This is a genomic window from Rhizobium sp. AAP116 (assembly GCF_001295785.1).
Taxonomy (GTDB): Bacteria; Pseudomonadota; Alphaproteobacteria; order Rhizobiales; family Rhizobiaceae; genus Allorhizobium.
This window is the reverse complement of record NZ_LJIB01000025.1, coordinates 220,651-238,700: the sequence shown is the minus strand read 5'-3', so window position 1 is coordinate 238,700 and position 18,050 is coordinate 220,651. Positions and strand designations below refer to the sequence as shown.

The 18,050-nt window shown below is 61.9% G+C and carries 18 protein-coding genes; 5 read left to right on the top strand and 13 right to left on the bottom strand.

The genetic code is table 11. The features are described 5' to 3' along the window. From IP85_RS22220 to IP85_RS14720, 3 genes are all read left to right on the top strand, one after another. Window positions 1-148 (top strand): aldehyde dehydrogenase family protein (locus tag IP85_RS22220; RefSeq protein WP_156322915.1); only part of this gene is annotated, 148 nt, incomplete at its 5' end. A 42-nt stretch (window positions 149-190) separates the two neighbouring features. Further along, complete coding sequence (locus IP85_RS14725; protein ID WP_054150427.1) at window positions 191-1,408, top strand: mandelate racemase/muconate lactonizing enzyme family protein; 1,218 nt, start codon at window positions 191-193, stop codon at window positions 1,406-1,408. Window positions 1,409-1,420: 12 nt separating this feature from the next. Then, on the top strand, window positions 1,421-3,040 hold the full coding sequence (locus IP85_RS14720; RefSeq protein WP_054150426.1) for a GMC family oxidoreductase N-terminal domain-containing protein: 1,620 nt from the start codon (window positions 1,421-1,423) through the stop codon (window positions 3,038-3,040). A gap of 66 nt (window positions 3,041-3,106) precedes the next feature. On the opposite strand, the gene IP85_RS14715 is transcribed toward IP85_RS14720, so the two are convergent. The 8 genes from IP85_RS14715 to IP85_RS14680 all read right to left on the bottom strand — a co-directional run bounded on the left by IP85_RS14715 (window position 3,107) and on the right by IP85_RS14680 (window position 12,008). Next, window positions 3,107-3,514, bottom strand: coding sequence for a F0F1 ATP synthase subunit epsilon (locus IP85_RS14715; RefSeq protein ID WP_054150425.1), 408 nt, complete (start codon window positions 3,512-3,514; stop codon window positions 3,107-3,109). Between the two features lie 69 nt (window positions 3,515-3,583). Then, on the bottom strand, window positions 3,584-5,047 hold the full coding sequence (atpD, locus tag IP85_RS14710; RefSeq protein WP_054150424.1) for a F0F1 ATP synthase subunit beta: 1,464 nt from the start codon (window positions 5,045-5,047) through the stop codon (window positions 3,584-3,586). A 24-nt stretch (window positions 5,048-5,071) separates the two neighbouring features. Continuing rightward, on the bottom strand, window positions 5,072-5,950 hold the full coding sequence (locus IP85_RS14705; RefSeq protein WP_054150423.1) for a F0F1 ATP synthase subunit gamma: 879 nt from the start codon (window positions 5,948-5,950) through the stop codon (window positions 5,072-5,074). Between the two features lie 29 nt (window positions 5,951-5,979). Then, the gene (gene atpA / locus IP85_RS14700; RefSeq protein ID WP_006724478.1) at window positions 5,980-7,509 is read right to left on the bottom strand and encodes a F0F1 ATP synthase subunit alpha; all 1,530 of its coding nucleotides are present in this window, start codon (window positions 7,507-7,509) and stop codon (window positions 5,980-5,982) included. Further along, the gene (locus tag IP85_RS14695) at window positions 7,509-8,075 is read right to left on the bottom strand and encodes a F0F1 ATP synthase subunit delta (RefSeq protein WP_054150422.1); all 567 of its coding nucleotides are present in this window, start codon (window positions 8,073-8,075) and stop codon (window positions 7,509-7,511) included. The genes atpA and IP85_RS14695 overlap by 1 nt, the downstream gene beginning before the upstream one ends. A gap of 263 nt (window positions 8,076-8,338) precedes the next feature. After that, window positions 8,339-8,722, bottom strand: coding sequence for a hypothetical protein (locus tag IP85_RS14690; RefSeq protein ID WP_054150421.1), 384 nt, complete (start codon window positions 8,720-8,722; stop codon window positions 8,339-8,341). Between the two features lie 112 nt (window positions 8,723-8,834). Further along, window positions 8,835-11,048 (bottom strand): primosomal protein N', encoded by a 2,214-nt coding sequence (locus IP85_RS14685; protein ID WP_054150420.1) that lies wholly within the window; start codon window positions 11,046-11,048, stop codon window positions 8,835-8,837. A gap of 60 nt (window positions 11,049-11,108) precedes the next feature. Next, the gene (locus IP85_RS14680) at window positions 11,109-12,008 is read right to left on the bottom strand and encodes a 1-acyl-sn-glycerol-3-phosphate acyltransferase (protein ID WP_197278019.1); all 900 of its coding nucleotides are present in this window, start codon (window positions 12,006-12,008) and stop codon (window positions 11,109-11,111) included. A gap of 139 nt (window positions 12,009-12,147) precedes the next feature. On the opposite strand from IP85_RS14680, the gene IP85_RS14675 reads away from it, so the two are divergent. Both IP85_RS14675 and IP85_RS14670 read left to right on the top strand, forming a co-directional pair. Next, a complete protein-coding gene (locus IP85_RS14675; protein ID WP_054150419.1) occupies window positions 12,148-13,071 on the top strand; it encodes a tyrosine recombinase XerC in 924 nt (307 codons plus the stop codon). Between the two features lie 90 nt (window positions 13,072-13,161). After that, window positions 13,162-14,253: a TraB/GumN family protein gene (locus tag IP85_RS14670; protein ID WP_054150418.1), complete on the top strand. Its 1,092-nt coding sequence runs from the start codon at window positions 13,162-13,164 to the stop codon at window positions 14,251-14,253. On the opposite strand, the gene IP85_RS14665 is transcribed toward IP85_RS14670, so the two are convergent. The 5 genes from IP85_RS14665 to IP85_RS14645 form a co-directional block, all read right to left on the bottom strand. Next, window positions 14,234-14,734, bottom strand: coding sequence for a DUF2867 domain-containing protein (locus tag IP85_RS14665; RefSeq protein ID WP_054150441.1), 501 nt, complete (start codon window positions 14,732-14,734; stop codon window positions 14,234-14,236). The two genes, IP85_RS14670 and IP85_RS14665, sit on opposite strands and share 20 nt — an antisense overlap. Window positions 14,735-14,751: 17 nt before the next feature. After that, the gene (locus tag IP85_RS14660; protein WP_054150417.1) at window positions 14,752-15,252 is read right to left on the bottom strand and encodes a cytochrome b/b6 domain-containing protein; all 501 of its coding nucleotides are present in this window, start codon (window positions 15,250-15,252) and stop codon (window positions 14,752-14,754) included. A gap of 128 nt (window positions 15,253-15,380) precedes the next feature. Continuing rightward, window positions 15,381-16,787, bottom strand: coding sequence for a dihydrolipoyl dehydrogenase (gene lpdA / locus IP85_RS14655; protein ID WP_054150416.1), 1,407 nt, complete (start codon window positions 16,785-16,787; stop codon window positions 15,381-15,383). Window positions 16,788-16,812: 25 nt separating this feature from the next. Then, a complete protein-coding gene (locus tag IP85_RS14650; RefSeq protein WP_054150415.1) occupies window positions 16,813-17,562 on the bottom strand; it encodes an SDR family oxidoreductase in 750 nt (249 codons plus the stop codon). Beyond that, window positions 17,559-18,032 carry a hypothetical protein gene (locus tag IP85_RS14645; protein WP_245280873.1) on the bottom strand — a complete coding sequence of 158 codons (474 nt, stop codon included), beginning with the start codon at window positions 18,030-18,032 and terminating at the stop codon, window positions 17,559-17,561. Before IP85_RS14645 ends, IP85_RS14650 begins: the two co-directional genes overlap by 4 nt. Between the last annotated feature and the right edge of the window lie 18 nt (window positions 18,033-18,050).

Here is an 18,050-nt window from a genome sequence, read left to right as displayed (position 1 = left end):
GGCGGGTGAGCTCTATATCAACCGTTTCCCCGCCGATCCCTACCAGGGCTACCACGCCGGCTGGAAGCGCTCGGGCCTTGGCGGCGATGACGGCAAACACGGCATGCTGGAATTCACCCAGACTCGCCTCGTCATCCTCAAGCACTGATCGCCGATTAGCCGGCTCAAGAATTCTTCATCGGGGGCATCCATGAAAGTCGCTTCGCTCAAGACACATGTTGTCGCAACGCCCGCACCGCATATCGGCGGCATGTACTGGATCTTCGTCGAGCTGGAGACAGCCTGCGGCATCAGGGGCGTCGGTGAAATCTATTCGACCGCGTTCCACCCCTCGGGCATCGCCGTCCTCGTCGAAGACGTCTTCACCCGTTATCTGGAGGGTCACGATCCGCACCAGATCGAACGCTTCTGGCGCGCGGCCTATTCGAGCGGCTTCACCCAGCGGCCTGATCCGACCATGGTCGGGATCATCTCGGGTCTCGAAATCGCCTGCTGGGACATCATCGGCAAGGCAGCCGGACGGCCGGTCGCCGATCTGCTCGGCGGCCCGGTCCATGACAAGCTGCGCGCCTATACCTATCTCTATCCGAAGAATGCAGCCGGAGAATACGACTACAATGATCCGGATCTTGCCGCCGAAGAGGCGATCCGCATGGTCGAGGCCGGCTTCACCGGTCTGAAATTCGATCCGGCCGGTCCCTATACCAATTATTCCGGCCACCAGCTGTCGCTGCCGGTCATGGATCGTTGCGAGGAGTTTTGCCAGAAGATCCGTGAGGCCATCGGCAACCGCGCCGACATCCTCTTCGGCACCCATGGCCAGATGGTCCCCTCTTCGGCCATCCGTCTTGCCAAGCGGCTGGAGAAATACGATCCGCTCTGGTTCGAGGAGCCCGTTCCGCCCGGCCAGGAAGCCGCAATGGCGGAAGTCGCCCGCGCGACCTCGATCCCCGTCTCGACGGGTGAACGCCTGACGACGAAATACGAATTCCAGAGGGTATTGCAGCTTGGCTCTGCCTCCATCCTGCAGATGAATGTCGCTCGCGTCGGCGGCTTGCTGGAGGCGAAGAAGATCGCCGGGATGGCCGAGTCCTTTTATGCGCAGATCGCGCCGCATCTCTACAACGGCCCGGTCGGGGCAGCGGCGTCGATCCAGCTTGCGGCAACCTGCCCGAACTTCCTCATCCACGAGGCGATCATGGATTTCGGCGGCTTCCACGCCGAGGTGCTGAAGACAAAGCTCGGCTTCGACGACGGCTATCTCATTCCGTCGCGCGAGCCGGGCCTCGGTATCGAACTGAACCACGAGGTCATCGAAAAGCATACGCCCTATACCGGCCAACGGCTGCACCTGCAGATGGCGGCGGAGCATGCCGACGTGAAGGCCTTCATGCCGGCCAAGGGCTAAAGGATCACGCCGATGATCTTCGATTTCATCGTGGTCGGTGCAGGCTCGGCAGGCTGCATCGTGGCCAGCCGCCTGAGCGAAAGCGGGCGTCATTCCGTGCTGCTCATCGAGGCCGGTGGCGAGGACAAGTCCTTCTGGTTCAAGATCCCGGTCGGCTACGCCAAGAGCTACTACAATCCCAAGGTCAACTGGATGTACCGGACGGAGCCGGAGGCCAACCTCGGCGGGCGGCGGATCTACGCCCCGCGCGGCAAGGTGCAAGGCGGCTCCGGCTCGATCAATGCCATGGTCTTCGTGCGTGGCGCAGCCGAAGATTTCGACGACTGGCGCGACGCCGGAAACATGGGCTGGGGCTTCGACGACGTGCTTCCCTTCTTCCGGAAGCTGGAAACCCATGCCCGTGGCGAAAGCCGCTGGCATGGCGGAAGCGGCCCGATCCATGTGACGCCGATGCGTGGCGCCACGCATCCGGTAAGCGATGCCTTTCTCGACGCCTGCGACGAACTTGGCTTGCCCCTGAACGAGGATTTCAACGGCGAGACGATCGAAGGGGCCGGCGTCTACGACGTCAATACAAGGCGCGGCCAGCGTTCGCATTCCAGCGCCGAATATCTGCGCCCGGCACTCAAACGACCAAACCTGACGATCGAGCGCGAGACCCATGCACGGCGTTTGCTTCTAGAGGCGGATGATAGGGTGTCGGGCATCGAGGTCATGCAGCATGGCCGGCTGCGTAGCTTCAGCGCCCGCCGCGAGGTGATCCTGGCGGCAGGGGCCGTCGACACACCGAAGCTGATGCAGCTTTCAGGTTTCGGCGATGGAGCAACGCTGTTTGCCCAGGGCATCGAGACGCGCAAACATCTGCCGGCCGTCGGGCGGAACCTCCAGGACCATCTCTGCGCCAGCTTCTACTATCGCTCGAAAAAGCCGACGTTGAACGGCGATTTCGCGAGCCTAATCGGCCAGGCGCGCTTCGGCCTGATGTGGCTGTTGAAGCGCAGCGGTCCCTTTGCGATGAGCGTCAACCAGGCCGGCGGCTTCTTCCGAGGATCGCCGGATGAGGCGCGGCCCAATATCCAGGTGTATTTCAACCCGCTCTCCTATCGCATTCCGGACAACCCGCGCGCGGGCCTAACACCGGAGCCCTATCCGGGCTTTCTGATCGCCTTCAACGCCTGCCGTCCGACAAGCAAGGGGACCGTGACCATCGCCTCGCCAGACGCATCGGAAGCGCCGCTGATTCGACCAAACTATCTCTCGACCGATCGCGATATAGAGGAAGTCTTGCAAGGGAGCCGTCTGATGCGCCGCATCGCGGACGCGCGGGCGCTCGATGGTTGGGTGGAGGAGGAAGTGTCGCCCTCCAAGGCTGCCGATACCGATGACAAGCTGCTCGACTACTTCAGGCTCAACAGCGGCTCGATCTACCACTTGTGCGGCACCTGCGCGATGGGAACAGATCCACACGAGACTGTGGTGGATACCCGCCTCAGGGTCCATGGTGTCCAGGGCCTGCGCATCGTCGACGCCTCTATCTTCCCCAACATTACCGCCGGCAATATCAACGCTCCGACCATGATGGTCGCGGAGAAGGGTGCGGCCATGATCCTGGAAGACGCTGTCTCCGCCTGACATCAGGGCATGAAAAAAGCCGGGCGCAAGGCCCGGCTTCGATCTTTGTCAGCTGTCAGCAGCCGATCAGGCGGCGACGAGAACGCCGTTCAGGTTGGTGAGCTCGGCGAGATACTGCTCGAGCTTGGTGCGATGCTCGTGATGCTCGACACCTTCCAGTTCCTTGCGGGCCTCGTCGATGCGCCTGGTCAGCGTGTCGGGCGAGATTTCCGAAAGCGGAACGGCGGATTCGGCAAGCAGTGTGCAGCCGGTCGGAAGGACGTCGGCAAAACCGCCGAAGACCACATACTTGGACACCTGACCGGAAGCGAGCTTCACAGTCACGACGCCCGGCTTGATGGTCGTCATGGTCGGCGCATGATTGGCCATGACGGTCATTTCGCCTTCCGTTGCCGGAATGACGACTTCGATCACCTGTTCGGAGAGCAGAAGACGCTCGGGCGAAACGAGCTCAAAGTTGAAATTGTCGGCCATGGTCGTTCACTTCTCTGATGAAGGATGGAGCGGCACGCAGGTCATCCCGCGTGCCGGCAGTCCCTGTACTTAGGCAGCTTCGGCAGCCAGGCGCTTGGCCTTCTCGATGGCTTCCTCGATGGAGCCGACCATGTAGAAGGCGGCTTCCGGCAGGTGGTCGTAGTCGCCGTTGACCAGGCCCTTGAAGCCCTTGATCGTATCTTCGAGTGCCACCAGCTTGCCCGGCGAACCGGTGAAGATTTCAGCAACGAAGAACGGCTGCGACAGGAAGCGCTCGATCTTACGGGCGCGGGCAACCGTCATCTTGTCCTCTTCGGACAGTTCGTCCATGCCGAGGATGGCGATGATGTCCTGAAGCGACTTGTAGCGCTGCAGCGTCGTCTGAACCTTACGAGCGATCTCGTAGTGCTCTTCGCCGACAACCAGCGGGTCAAGCATGCGCGAGGTCGAGTCGAGCGGGTCAACAGCCGGGTAGATACCCTTTTCGGCGATCGAGCGCGACAGAACCGTCGTTGCGTCCAGGTGGGCGAACGAAGTGGCCGGAGCCGGGTCGGTCAAGTCGTCGGCGGGAACGTAAATGGCCTGAACCGAGGTGATCGAACCCTTGGTCGTGGTGGTGATGCGTTCCTGCATCTGACCCATGTCGGTAGCAAGCGTTGGCTGATAACCAACGGCCGACGGGATACGGCCGAGCAGAGCCGACACTTCGGAACCTGCCTGGGTAAAGCGGAAGATGTTGTCGACGAAGAACAGAACATCCTGGCCCTTGTCGCGGAAGTCTTCAGCGATCGTCAGACCGGTGAGAGCAACGCGAGCGCGGGCGCCCGGCGGTTCGTTCATCTGGCCGTATACGAGCGCAGCCTTGGAGCCTTCGCCGCCGCCGTGCTTGTTAACGCCAGACTCGATCATCTCGTGGTAAAGGTCGTTGCCTTCGCGGGTACGTTCACCCACGCCTGCAAACACGGAGTAACCGCCGTGTGCCTTCGCAACGTTGTTGATCAATTCCATGATCAGAACGGTCTTGCCAACGCCGGCGCCGCCGAACAGGCCGATCTTGCCGCCCTTGGCGTAAGGTGCGAGCAGGTCGACGACCTTGATGCCAGTGACGAGGATCTGCGATTCCGTCGACTGTTCGACGTAAGCAGGCGCTTCCTGGTGGATCGAACGACGGCCTTCGGTGACGAGCGGGCCGGCTTCGTCAACCGGCTCGCCGATGACGTTCATGATGCGGCCGAGCGTTTCCGGACCAACCGGAACGGTGATCGGAGCGCCCGTGTCGCTGACCGGCTGGCCGCGGACGAGACCTTCAGTCGAGTCCATGGCGATCGTGCGGACCTGGTTTTCGCCGAGGTGCTGCGCGACTTCGAGAACGAGGCGGTTGCCGCCGTTATCGGTTTCCAGCGCGTTCAGGATCGGGGGCAGTTCGCCTTCGAATGCGACGTCGACGACGGCGCCGATGACCTGCGTAACCTTGCCGAGAGCACCAGCTGCGGACTTCACCGCCTTAGACTTGGGGGTAGCTGCCTTAGCCATGTATCTTACCCTCTTTCCTTAACCTCAGAGCGCTTCCGCGCCCGAAATGATTTCAATGAGTTCCTTGGTGATCTGTGCCTGACGCTGACGGTTGTAGGAAAGTGTCAGCTTGTTGATCATCTCACCGGCATTGCGTGTCGCATTGTCCATGGCGCTCATCTTGGCGCCCATTTCACCCGCGACGTTTTCGAGCAGGGCCCGGAAAATCTGAACCGAGATATTGCGCGGGATGAGATCTTCGAGAATCCCGGCCGCATCCGGCTCGTATTCGTAGAGTGCCGATGCACCACCCTGCGTAGCAGCCTCGGCCGGAGCGGCCGGGATGATCTGCTGGGCGGTCGGGATCTGGCTGATCACCGACTTGAACTCGGAATAGAACAGCGTGCAAACGTCGAACTCGCCGCGGTCGAACATGCCGATGACCTTGCGACCGATGGCATCCGCATTGGTGAAGCCGACACGCTTCACTTCGCGCAGATCCGTACGTTCGACGATCAGGCCTGCGAACTCGCGGCGCAGGCTGTCGTAGCCCTTCTTGCCGACGCAGAAAATCTTGACCGTCTTGCCCTGAGCCAGGAGCTTGCGCGCATGGTCACGGGCGAAACGGGCGATCGACGAGTTGAAACCGCCACACAGACCACGCTCGGCAGTGCAGACGACGAGCAGATGCACGTCGTCCTTGCCGGTGCCGGTCATCAGGCGGGGTGCGCTGTCGTCCGAACCCACGGCTTGCGCGATGTTGGCCAGGACGACACCCATGCGCTGCGAGTACGGGCGAGCAGCCTCGGCCGCTTCCTGCGCACGACGCAGCTTCGCCGCGGCGACCATTTTCATCGCCTTGGTGATCTTCTGCGTCGCCTTGACGGAGGCGATCCGGTTTTTCAGATCCTTTAGTGAAGGCATCCGTTATCCGTCCTTGGCTTGAGCCTGAATTAGGCGAAGTTCTTCGCGAAGCTATCGAGGGCGGCCTTGAGCTTGCCCTTGGTGTCGTCGCTGATCGCCTTGTCGGTGCGGATCGCGTCCAGGATCGCCTTGCCTTCCGAGTGGAGGTAGGAGAGGAGACCCTGTTCGAACTTGCCAACCTGGTTGACCGGAACCTTATCGAGGTAGCCGTTCACGCCAGCGAAGATCACAGCAACCTGTTCTTCCGTCTTGAGCGGAGAGAACTGAGCCTGCTTCAGGAGTTCCGTCAGACGGGCACCACGGTTCAGCAGGCGCTGGGTGGCGGCGTCGAGGTCGGAACCGAACTGGGCGAAGGCGGCCATTTCGCGATACTGGGCAAGCTCGCCCTTGATCGAGCCGGCAACCTGCTTCATCGCCTTGATCTGCGCGGCAGAACCAACGCGCGAAACCGACAGACCGACGTTAACGGCCGGACGAATGCCCTGATAGAACAGGTCGGTTTCAAGGAAGATCTGACCGTCGGTGATCGAGATGACGTTGGTCGGGATAAAGGCCGAAACGTCGTTACCCTGGGTTTCGATAACCGGCAGAGCGGTCAGCGAGCCGGCACCGGCAGCGTCGCCCATCTTGGCGGCGCGTTCGAGCAGGCGGGAGTGGAGATAGAAAACGTCGCCCGGGTAAGCTTCGCGGCCCGGAGGGCGACGCAGCAGGAGCGACATCTGACGGTAGGCAACGGCCTGCTTCGACAGGTCGTCGTAAGCGATCAGGGCGTGCTGGCCGTTGTCACGGAAGTATTCGCCCATGGCGCAGCCGGCGAACGGTGCGAGATACTGCATCGGAGCCGGGTCCGAAGCGGTGGCGGCGATGATGATCGAGTACTGGAGGGCGCCGCGCTCTTCGAGGATCTTGACGAACTGGGCAACGGTCGAACGCTTCTGGCCAACAGCGACGTAGACGCAGTAGAGCTTGTCGTTATCAGGGCCATTGTCGTGGATCGGCTTCTGGTTCAGGAAGGTGTCCAGAATGATCGCGGTCTTGCCGGTCTGACGGTCACCGATGACGAGCTCGCGCTGGCCACGGCCAACCGGGATGAGGGCGTCGATGGCCTTGAGGCCGGTCGACATCGGCTCATGAACCGACTTGCGCGGGATGATGCCCGGAGCCTTCACGTCGACGCGCGAACGGCGGGTCGCATTGATCGGGCCCTTGCCGTCGATCGGGTTGCCGAGAGCGTCAACGACGCGGCCGAGCAGTTCCGGACCAACCGGAACGTCTACGATGGCGCCGGTCCGCTTGACGATGTCACCTTCCTTGATGCCGCGGTCGGCACCGAAGATAACCACACCGACGTTGTCGGCTTCGAGGTTGAGCGCCATGCCGCGGATGCCGCCCGGGAACTCGACCATTTCGCCGGCCTGAACGTTGTCGAGGCCGTAGACGCGGGCGATACCGTCACCGACGGACAGAACCTGGCCAACTTCAGAGACTTCTGCCTCTTTGCCGAAGTTCTTGATTTGATCTTTAAGAATTGCGGAAATTTCCGCGGCGCGGATATCCATCAGCCAACCTCTTTCAGTGCAAGCTTAAGGGTGGAAAGTTTGGTGCGAAGGGACGTGTCGATCTGGCGGGAGCCGATCTTGACGATCAGGCCGCCGAGCAAAGACGGATCGACCGTGACGGAGATCGAAACTTCCTTGCCGGTAACGCCCTTCAGCGCCGCTTTCAGTTCGGTTTCCTGCTCTGCCGAAAGGGCATGAGCAGACGTGACGTCAGCCGTCATCTCACCCTTGTGACGGGCGAGGATCTGGCGATAGGCAGCCACCATGCCGGGAACGGCAAACAGGCGACGATTGCTTGCAACGACCTTCAGGAAGTTCAACACCAGCGCGTTGAAACCGGCCTTTTCGCCGATCGCGCTGATAGCCTTGACCTGGTCTTCGGCCGTGAAGACGGGCGACTGTACCAGGCGCTTCAGATCGGCGCTTTCGTCGATCATCGCCTGGAAACGGTTGAGATCGGCGGCGACGGCGTCAAGCACGCCGGCTTCGAGCGCAAGCTCGAAAAGCGACGATGCGTAACGCTCCGCCACGCCTGAAATCACTTGGGATGCGTCTGCCACGGGCAAAAAATTCCCTGATCTTGATCCAGGGGGCCGGACACCTCGATTGAGGCCTCTCAAGCTCCTGATATCGTTTTGTTTTTCCCCAAAAACACAAGCATGCTGCACTTGCGTTTTCCGAATTTCGCGGTTCGTCTAGCATAGCAGGTCTAGACTCGCAACACGCGTATTAACGGTTTGATCCTTCAGAGCAAGGCCTTGGAGCTTTTTTTGTCCGAAACTGCGTCAAATTGACGAGATATCGGCTGAGCCCGTTCGAAAAGCGAAGATCAAGTCAGACCAAAGACATAGGCGAGGGAGAGGGAAGCGATGACCGCCTGCGCAACCAGGAGGAGAAGGTTGCGCCAGGTGCTGCCCTGGTCGGACATGATGGACAGGACCCGGGCGAAGGCCGAAAGCCCGACGGCGGCGCCGAAAGCCAAGTAGACGGTCGGCTGGGCAAGCAGCAGCGCGGTCCCGGCAAAGCCGACGATCAAGCCGCCGATCGATCGCGCGGCTCCGAGCCCTTCCGGGCGGCCTTCTGCTGGAACAAGCGCAAGCGCCTTCAGGGTGAGGCCTGGGGCAAAGAGCACAAAGCATCCGATAAGCGCTGCGACAGAAGCCGCAAGAAAGGCGAGCTGCTCGCCGAGTTCGATGGGAAAGTAGAATTCCATGGATCAACCCGCTTGGAAACAAACCGCGCGGCTTATGCCACGAAACGCGCGGCTGCGGTATGGCTCCGAGCCCTAATTCGCAGGTGATGCGACGCAATCTTTACCGATCAGCTCAAAGGAAGCTCTGCGGATCGACATCCACCTGCACCTGGATCGACCGTCGTTCTTTCGGCCCGCGCTCAAGCATGCTTCGGACGAAGGCCTGCATGTCGCTGTTGCGGCGGCCATGGACGAGCAGTCGGAAGCGATGGCGACCACGGATGAGCGCAAGAGGCGCTTCGGCAGGACCGAGGATCATGATGCCGCTTTCATGGGGCGCAGCCTGTCGCAGCCCGCGCGCATGCCCCTCGGCCTCGGCGCGGCTATCGGCCGAGACGATAATCGAAACGAGACGACCGAAAGGCGGCAGTTGCGCCCGCTCGCGCTCCAGTATTTCGCGCTCATAGAAGGCGGCGGCATCACCCGAGATGATCGCCTGCATGACGGGATGCTGAGGCTGGAACGTCTGCAACAGACCAAGGCTCTTGCGCCCGGTACGGCCGGCACGACCCGTCACCTGCGAGAGCAGCTGGAATGTCCGTTCGGCAGCACGCGGATCGCCATTCGACAGACCGATATCGGCATCGATGATGCCGACCAGCGTCATCAGCGGGAAATTATGCCCCTTCGCCACGAGCTGCGTACCAATGACGATGTCGGCCTCGCCATTGGCGATCGCCTCGAGTTCGAGCCGCAATCGCTTGACCCCGCCGATATCCGACGAGAGCACCAGCGTCCGCGCATCGGGAAAGTGTTTCTCCACCTCTTCGGCGATGCGCTCGACCCCCGGGCCGCAGGCGACCAGATGATCGAGTGTCCCGCATTCCGGGCAGGCGTTCGGCGTCGGCTCATGATAGCCGCACTGGTGGCACTGGATCTGGCCGCGGAACCGATGCTCGACAAGCCAGCTCGAACATTGCGGGCACTGGAAGCGGTGACCGCAGACGCGGCAGAGGGTCAGCGGCGCATATCCCCGTCGATTGAGGAAGAGCAGCGCCTGTTCACCGCGCTCCACCGCCTTGCCAACGGATCGCAACAGGATCGGCGACAGAAAGCCGCCCCGTTCGGGCGGCGCACGCCGCATGTCGATGAGGTGCAGATCCGGCATCGCGGCATCGGCAAAGCGGGTCGGCAGATGGATGCGGGTATAGCGGCCGGCGATACAGTTCACCTGACTTTCAACCGACGGCGTGGCCGAGACGAGCACGACCGGGAAGTTCGCGATGCGCGCCCGGACGACGGCCATGTCCCGCGCGTTATAGAAGACGCGGTCCTCCTGCTTGAAGGCGGGGTCATGCTCTTCGTCGACGATGATGAGCCCAAGGTTCTCGAAAGGCAGGAAGAGCGCCGAACGCGCACCGGCGACAACCCGGATCTCGCCGGTCGCGACCTGACGCCAGACCTTTTCGCGCGTGCGCGTCGCGAGATCCGAATGCCATTCCCCGGGCTTGGAGCCGAAGCGATCCTGGAAGCGCTCGAGGAAGTTGGCAGTGAGCGCGATTTCCGGCAGCAGGATCAGCACCTGCTTGCCCTGTTTCAGCGTCTCGGCAATCGCCTCGAAATAGACCTCCGTCTTGCCGGAGCCTGTCACGCCATCGATCAGGGAAACGGCAAAGCCACCCTTGCGCAGACTGTCGAGGATCTCTTCGGCAGCGTCCTTCTGCGGACCCGCGAGACGGTTCTCTGCATAATCAGGATCGGGAGCCGCAACCAGCGGCGGCGGCGGCAAGAAGACCTGCTCGAACACGCCCTGCTTGACGAGACCGTCGATGACGCTGGTCGAGACGCCGCTCGCATGAGCAAGCCCGCTCTTGGTCCAGGAGAGACCGTCCGCCGCCATCTCCAGAACCTTCTGGCGCGCAGGCGTCAGACGCTCCGGCTCATATCCGGCATAGCGCAGCCCCTCGATCATCGGTTCGGGATCGAAGGCGGCAGGCGCCCGAAGCGCCATGCGGGCCACATAACCCGGTGGAGAGAGCGTGTAGGCAGCCACCCAGTCGAGGAAGGTACGCATGTCCTGGTCGAGCGGTGGGCAGTCGAAGACCTTGGTGATTTCCCTGAGCTTCTTCGGATCAACTGATGTGCCCTCGCCGCCGTCCCAGACCACACCGATCACCTGTCGCGGCCCAAGCGGCACCTGCACGATCGCGCCCGGCTCAACTGTCAGCTCATCGGGCACCGCGTAGCTGTAGGCCGTTGGTGCTGGCATGGGAACGAGCACCGGCACCACCTTGCGGCGCGGTGTTTCGAACAGTTCTCCGAACAGGCTTTTCGAATCGTCCTTCATCGGGCTGCAACTTGCCCCCTGAGGATCGGAAAGAAAACAGGCTTTATGTAAGGGGAGAGATCAGCGGAAACTGCGGTCGGGATCGGCCGGCAGCCGATGGACCGTGAAGTCTTCCAGCGCCTTGGTCACCTCGGCGGGATCGCCGTCGAGAGCCTCGACCGGAATCAGATTGCCGACGGTTAAATCGAAGCGACCGCCGCGCTTGTTGAGAAGCTCGTAGAAGACGGTCATGTCGCGCAGTTCTGTCGACCAGCGGGCGAACCAGTAGAACAGGCCGGAATTGCGCGCCTTCATGTTCACCGGCAGAATCGGCAGATTGTATTTGCGCGCAAGCGAAATCGCAGACGTCTTCCAGGGCCGCTCGTTGAGCTTGCCCTCGTCCCAGTAGGCGATGCGGCCCGAGGGAAAGAGGATGGTCGCCCTGCCCTCTTCCACGGCCCGCGTGGTGAGCTTCAGCGTTTCCCGCGCCTTCAGCTTCGACTTGTGCTCCTCGCGCCATTCGACCGGAATGATGATCTCGGCGAGACGCGGATTGACCCTGACCGCATCGCGGTTGGCATAGAAGGTCATGTCGGGACGGCGATCCTTGAGCAGATCATACATCGCCACCCCGTCGGCGATCCCCGTCGGATGGTTGCTGACCAGGATGAAGCCGCCGGATGGGGGCATGCGGTCGGCATGCCGCACCTGGATCTCGAGACGCAGCGCAGCGCTCAGGTAGTCAAAGACCTGCGGACCCGGAAGATTAGCGACATCATTGGCGAACTGGATCGCTTTGTCATAGCGCAGCACGCTATAAAGAAAGGGTCGCATGACGGGCCAAAGGGGATGCTCGACGAGCTTCTGACCGCGCTCGGCGATCAGCGTGTCGACGATATGTCCGGGGCGCCCGTGAGACAGGAGCGACAGGGTGCCGGTGACGCTCGCGAAAGTGGAGACGGGAGAGCGGCGCATCAGCATTTACCTCGCCAGAGTTCCAGAGGGGTTCTGGCAGCGATTTGTGATCCGGTCATGACAGCCCCGATATTCGTCTTTCGTTAACCCTCCCGCGCCATCGTGAGCCGGGTGGTCAACACTCAAAAACGCAAAAGGCGCCCAATTGATCCCGGCAGACGAAAAACTTCTTGGCGAACGTGCCAACTGGCTGGAGAGCCTGGGCGCTGAGCGCCGGCTGTCGGCCAATACGCTCGATGCCTATGAACGCGACACCCGGCAATTCCTGCAGTTTTTGTCCGCCCATGTCGGTGGCACCGTGAAGATCGACGACATCAAGGCCTTGAGGCCGGCCGACATGCGCGGCTTCCTTGCCTCTCGCCGCAAGGAAGGAGCTGGCGCCCGCACGCTCGGCCGCCATCTGGCGGGGCTGCGCTCCTTCCTCCGTCATCTGGAACGCAAGGGTCTGGTCAATGCCGCAGGTGCGAGTGCGATCCGCTCGCCGAAACAGCCGAAATCCCTGCCCAAGCCGCTGAGTGGACGTCAGGCTTTGGCCGTCGTCGCGGTCGATACGCAGATGAACGAGGAGCCCTGGATCGCGGCACGCGACGCGGCCGTGCTTTCCCTGCTCTACGGCTGCGGGCTGCGCATCTCGGAGGCATTGGGGTTGACACCCGACGTCTTCCAAAACCGGCCGACCAGCCTGCGCATCACCGGAAAGGGCGGCAAGATGCGACTGGTGCCGCTGCTTCCCGTCGTCATGGAGGCCGTGGAAAACTACTACAAGCTCTGCCCCTATCATCTGGAACCCGGCGCTCCGCTTTTCCGAGGCGCCCGGGGCGGCCCGCTTCAGCCAGCAATCATCCAACGCGAGATGCAGAAGCTGCGCTCGGCACTTGGCCTGCCGGATTCAGCCACACCCCATGCCCTGCGCCACTCCTTCGCGACCCATCTTCTCGGCAGCGGCGGCGACTTGAGGACGATCCAGGAGCTGCTCGGCCATGCGAGCCTCTCGACCACACAGATCTACACCGGTGTCGACAGCGCACGGCTTTTGGACATCTACGATCGCGCCCATCCCCGCGCCTGACGTGTCTCGATCGCACCCGCGTTAACCAAGATCCTTAATCGAACGTGAGGGCGATCGCTTCTATTCTCCGGACTTCTGACAGGAGACGACATGAACGCGCATCGCCTTTTCTCGCTGCGGCCGCACCTGCCGCGCCTTTCGCCGTCTGAAATCGGTCTCTGGATCGCAGGCGTGCTGCCGCTCGCCCTCGTCGTCCTCCTGCTCGCCACCCTCCTTGCAGTCAGCCCGGCGCGCGCTTCCGATGTCGCCTGCCATGGCGAGAACCTGCTCGTGGCGATGGAAAAGGAAAAGCCGGAAGAGCTCGCGAAGATCCGCGCCGAAGCCGCCAAAATACCGAATGGCCAGGGGATCTTCTGGAAGGTTGAGAGGGCAGGCCTGCAGCCCTCCTACCTGCTCGGCACCATGCATGTCACCGATCCCCGCGTTCTGACCATGCCGAACGGCGCCCGCGAAGCGGCTGCAGCCGCAGATGTGGTCGTCATCGAATCAGACGAGATCCTCGACGAGCAGAAGGCCGCCGCTTCGCTGCTCATGCATCCCGAACTGACAATGTTCACCGATGGCAAGTCGGTGAAGGACCATCTTGACGCTGAAGAACTCCAGCGATTGGAAGCCGGGCTGAAGCAGCGTGGCCTGGCGCTAGGTGCCGTCGCCAAGATGAAGCCATGGATCCTGGCGAGCTTCGTGGCGCTCCCGGCATGCGAACTTTCCCGCAAGGCAGCCGGCGCCTCCTTCCTGGACAAGAAGATCGCCGAAGATGCCGTGGCTGCGGAGAAGCCGGTTGCCGGCCTTGAAACGCTGGTCGAGCAGCTGGAAGCCATGGCCGACCTACCGGTCGATTTTCATTTCAAGGCGTTGATCGAAACGATCGAACTCGGCGACAAGATGGAGGACGTCATTGAAACCATGACGGAGCTCTATCTCGCCGGTGACATCGGCATGACCATGCCCTTGCTGAAAGTCGTCGCCCCCACCGCCGCCGGTGAAGACGAGAGCGCCTACGCCGCTTTCGAGACCCGCATCGTCCGAGATCGCAACCTGGTCATGGCCGAAGGTAGCAAGCAGCACCTGGAAAAAGGAAACGCCTTTATCGCCGTCGGCGCGCTGCATCTGCCGGGCGAAGAAGGTCTGGTCGAATTGCTGCGCGGCCAGGGCTACACCGTTACGCGGATCGACGGCTAGGGTCTTTCGAAGCGGCAAAGCGCTTCAGGAAGGTCTTCACGATCAGCTTGTGGAACGGCGTGACGAAGAGGATGTAGATCCGGCCGAACAGATTGTGCCGCTTGACGAGCGTCGTCAGCGACACATGCTGATGACGGGCGCCCTCCGGCTCCACGGCGACGATGATCCTGAAGTCGAGATGCTTATCGTTGAAGCCAAGCAGCACATGCTGTTCATCCTGCGCCAGAACCGGAAAGCCGCCGATGCGATCCTGACCGGTCAACTCTAACTCTGCTGATTTCAAGCCGAAGAGACCGACGATCAGGTTCCGGATCTTGAGCAGAGCGCCAACCCAGCGCGGCGCCCGCCCCATGAGCTCGCTCGCAACCTCCATCGGAACGAGATCGTTTCGATCGAGGCGGACACTGTAGCTGTCGGCCCAATCGGCATTGGCAAGGTCAGGATGCGGGAGCACGACACGCTGTTCGACCACAACACCCATACTGTCCCCCTTGGCGATCACCCCCGCGTCATGCGGGTGGCAACCGGCGTCTTCCAGTAGAACTGGTGTACCAGAAGCGCCAGGATGTGCACTGCGATCAAAAGCCACATGAGGCTCTTCAGCGGGCCGCCATGCACGAAGCCTGCGGTTTCGTTGCCGAAGTAGTAGGCGCCGATGCCACTGAGCGGGATAAGGAAGAACAAGGCATAGAAGGTACCATGCGCCAGCTTCGCAGCGACTGCCAGGACCGGCGGCTCCTCAGCCGGCGCCGGCGGCGCACCTCGGGTGAAGCGGATCACCAGGCGCACAAGCCCGAGACACAGAACGGCAATCCCGACATAGGCATGGATATTGGCGAAGGTCAGGTCGTCGGGTGAAGGGACCTCCCCACGTTCATAGGCTTCAGCCACCTCCTCCATCGCATCAGAGAAGATGAGATTGAAGAGAATGAGCAGGGCCATCAGCCAGTGAAGGGCCTTCTGTGGGATGGAATAGGAGGCGGGTGCGACATGGGCCATGGTCTTGCCTTTCGGGAGCAGCAAAGGGAGGCACTGACCACACATGATAAAGGCCGCCGCCTGGGGTACAAGCGACGGCCTTCAACCTTACCGAAATATAATAATTGACCTATGTTAGGTCTGACGCCTTACATGTGCAGCGGCTTGAAGAAGGTCGCGAGTGCGGCCTCCTTCACGGCTTCCGACATGGTCGGGTGGGCGTGGCAGGTGCGGCCCAGATCTTCCGACGAACCACCGAATTCCATGAGCACGGCAGCTTCGTGGATCATTTCGCCAGCGCCGAGGCCGATGATGTGAACGCCGAGAACGCGGTCCGTGTCCTTGTCGGCCAGAACCTTCACAAAGCCGTCCATGGCCTGCATGGCGCGCGCACGGCCATTGGCCGTGAACGGGAACTTGCCGACCTTGTACGCGACGCCTGCGGCCTTGAGCTCTTCCTCGGTCTTGCCGACGGAAGCGACTTCCGGCTGGGTGTAGACGACGCCGGGGATGACCTCGTAGTTCACATGGCCATGCTGGCCGGCGAGGATTTCGGCAAGCGCCACGCCTTCGTCTTCGGCCTTGTGAGCAAGCATCGGCCCCTTGACCACGTCACCGATCGCAAAGATGCCGGCGACATTGGTGCGATAGTGGCCGTCGATTTCGACGCGACCACGATTGTCGAGCGCAACGCCCGCTTCTTCGAGACCGAGGCCTGCGGTGTAGGGCTTGCGGCCGGTGGCGACGAGCACGACGTCCGCGTCGAGCGTCTGGGCTTCGCCGCCCTTGACCGGCTCGAACGTGACCTTAGCACCCTCACCCGACTTCACGACACCGGTAACCTTGGCGCCGAGATTGAATTCCATGCCCTGCTTGGCAAGAATGCGCTGGAACTGCTTGGAGACTTCGGCGTCCATGCCGCCGAGGATCGTGTCGAGATACTCGATGACGGTGACCTTGGCGCCAAGGCGCGACCAGACCGAGCCGAGCTCGAGGCCGATGACACCGCCGCCGACGACGATCATCTTGGCCGGGACCTTTTCAAGCGCAATGCCGCCGGTCGAGGACACGATCACCTTTTCGTCGATTTCGACGGCAACACCCGGAATGCCGGCGACGTCGGAACCGGTGGCGATAACGATGTTCTTGGTTTCCAGGACCTGGACTTCGCCCGCGTCGTTGGTGACTTCAACCTTGCCGGCCGAAAGGATCTTGCCGGTGCCCTGGATGCCGTCGATCTTGTTCTTCTTGAACAGGAAAGCGACGCCTTCGACGTTCGACTTCACGGTCGCGTCCTTGTGCGCCATCATCTTGCCGAGGTTCAATGTCGGCGCACCGACTTCGACACCGAGATCGGCCATGCCATGGGCGGCGTGGTGGAAGACTTCCGAGGCGTGCAGCAGGGCCTTGGAGGGGATGCAGCCGATGTTGAGGCAGGTGCCGCCATAGGTCGCGCGCTTTTCGACCACGGCAACCTTCATGCCGAGCTGGGCCGCCTTGATGGCGCAGACATAGCCGCCGGGGCCGGAGCCGATAACGATGACATCATAAGACATGGGAAGCTTCCTTCGTTTTCGACGGTTACCGACCGCCGCTGACATTCAAGAGGGCACCCGTGACATAGGATGCCTGAGGCGAGAGGAGATAAAGAACGCTGTCGGCCACTTCGTCGGCCGTTCCGGGCCTTTGCATCGGAACGATGGGCGCCAGATCGCGCGCCCTGTCCGGCAATCCGCCGGATGCATGAATTTCGGTATCGATGATCCCGGGCCTGATGGCATTGACCCGGATGCCCTCGGTCGCGACTTCGCGGGACAAGCCCACAGTAAAGGTATCGACGGCGGCCTTGGCGGCGGCATAGTCGACATACTGGCCCGAACTGCCGATCACGGCGGCCATGGACGAGATGTTGACGATCACGCCACCCTGCCCGCCATGTTTCGTCGACATGCGCTTCACCGCTTCCGTGGCACAGCGGATCTTGCCGATGACGTTGACGGCAAACATCCGGTCGAGCCGCGCCCGGTCGAATTCCTCGACCCGCGCCGTGACGTCGACCACGCCGGCATTGTTGACCAGACCATGGAGCGGTCCAAGGAGATCGGCGGCGGCGAAGATCGCGGCGATGCCCTCTTCGGTGGCGGTATCACCCTGCACGATCTCTGCCTTGGCGCCATGCTTTCGGCAATCGGCCGCAACGGCCTCGGCAGCAGTCTGGTCCGAGCGATAGTTGATTAGGAGGTCGTAACCCTGCGCGGCTGCCTTGCGGGAGACGGCAGCACCGATGCCACGACTGCCGCCGGTGACGAGAAGGATGGGACGGGTGGTCATGAGGCGCAGCCCTTGAACTCGAAGACATCCCAGGGCGCGCTGTTCATCCCCTTGCCGACAGCAGACGAAAGGATGGAAGGACCAAAGCCGGGCAGGAGAAGTGCATCGGGCGCGTCGGCGCCTTCCGGCGGCAGGAGATCGACATGGCCGGTCGCCTCGTCGATCCCGTAGACGATGCCCTTCCAGACGGTGCAGGCAGCAATCGTTGCCCCGGTTACGTCGCCCTCGGGGCAATTGTTCATCAGCATGCCGATGGGACGCTCGATTTCGGGATCGAACATGACGTGACCATCGAGCTTGAATGTGCTTATTTCGGTGCTGAACCCGTGGGAAACAGGCGTATTCTCGCCGCTGGCAGCAGCAAAGACCAGCTCGACGCCGGTTTCGGCTTCGCGGTAGGTGGCTTTTTCAATCCGGCAATCGGCGGCCATAGCCGCATCAGACAGCGCGAGCGCGGCAAGAAGAACCATTGCTCTCGACGACGCGCC

Bases quoted from the DNA above. Each gene is read 5' to 3' on its own strand.
- IP85_RS14725 (WP_054150427.1), top strand. From the start codon at position 191: ATGAAAGTCGCTTCGCTCAAGACACATGTTGTCGCAACGCCCGCACCG.
- IP85_RS14720 (WP_054150426.1), top strand. From the start codon at position 1,421: ATGATCTTCGATTTCATCGTGGTCGGTGCAGGCTCGGCAGGCTGCATC.
- IP85_RS14715 (WP_054150425.1), bottom strand. From the start codon at position 3,514: ATGGCCGACAATTTCAACTTTGAGCTCGTTTCGCCCGAGCGTCTTCTG.
- atpD (WP_054150424.1), bottom strand. From the start codon at position 5,047: ATGGCTAAGGCAGCTACCCCCAAGTCTAAGGCGGTGAAGTCCGCAGCT.
- IP85_RS14705 (WP_054150423.1), bottom strand. From the start codon at position 5,950: ATGCCTTCACTAAAGGATCTGAAAAACCGGATCGCCTCCGTCAAGGCG.
- atpA (WP_006724478.1), bottom strand. From the start codon at position 7,509: ATGGATATCCGCGCCGCGGAAATTTCCGCAATTCTTAAAGATCAAATC.
- IP85_RS14690 (WP_054150421.1), bottom strand. From the start codon at position 8,722: ATGGAATTCTACTTTCCCATCGAACTCGGCGAGCAGCTCGCCTTTCTT.
- IP85_RS14685 (WP_054150420.1), bottom strand. From the start codon at position 11,048: ATGAAGGACGATTCGAAAAGCCTGTTCGGAGAACTGTTCGAAACACCG.
- IP85_RS14680 (WP_197278019.1), bottom strand. From the start codon at position 12,008: ATGCTGATGCGCCGCTCTCCCGTCTCCACTTTCGCGAGCGTCACCGGC.
- IP85_RS14670 (WP_054150418.1), top strand. From the start codon at position 13,162: ATGAACGCGCATCGCCTTTTCTCGCTGCGGCCGCACCTGCCGCGCCTT.
- IP85_RS14665 (WP_054150441.1), bottom strand. From the start codon at position 14,734: ATGGGTGTTGTGGTCGAACAGCGTGTCGTGCTCCCGCATCCTGACCTT.
- IP85_RS14660 (WP_054150417.1), bottom strand. From the start codon at position 15,252: ATGGCCCATGTCGCACCCGCCTCCTATTCCATCCCACAGAAGGCCCTT.
- lpdA (WP_054150416.1), bottom strand. From the start codon at position 16,787: ATGTCTTATGATGTCATCGTTATCGGCTCCGGCCCCGGCGGCTATGTC.
- IP85_RS14650 (WP_054150415.1), bottom strand. From the start codon at position 17,562: ATGACCACCCGTCCCATCCTTCTCGTCACCGGCGGCAGTCGTGGCATC.
- IP85_RS14645 (WP_245280873.1), bottom strand. From the start codon at position 18,032: ATGGTTCTTCTTGCCGCGCTCGCGCTGTCTGATGCGGCTATGGCCGCC.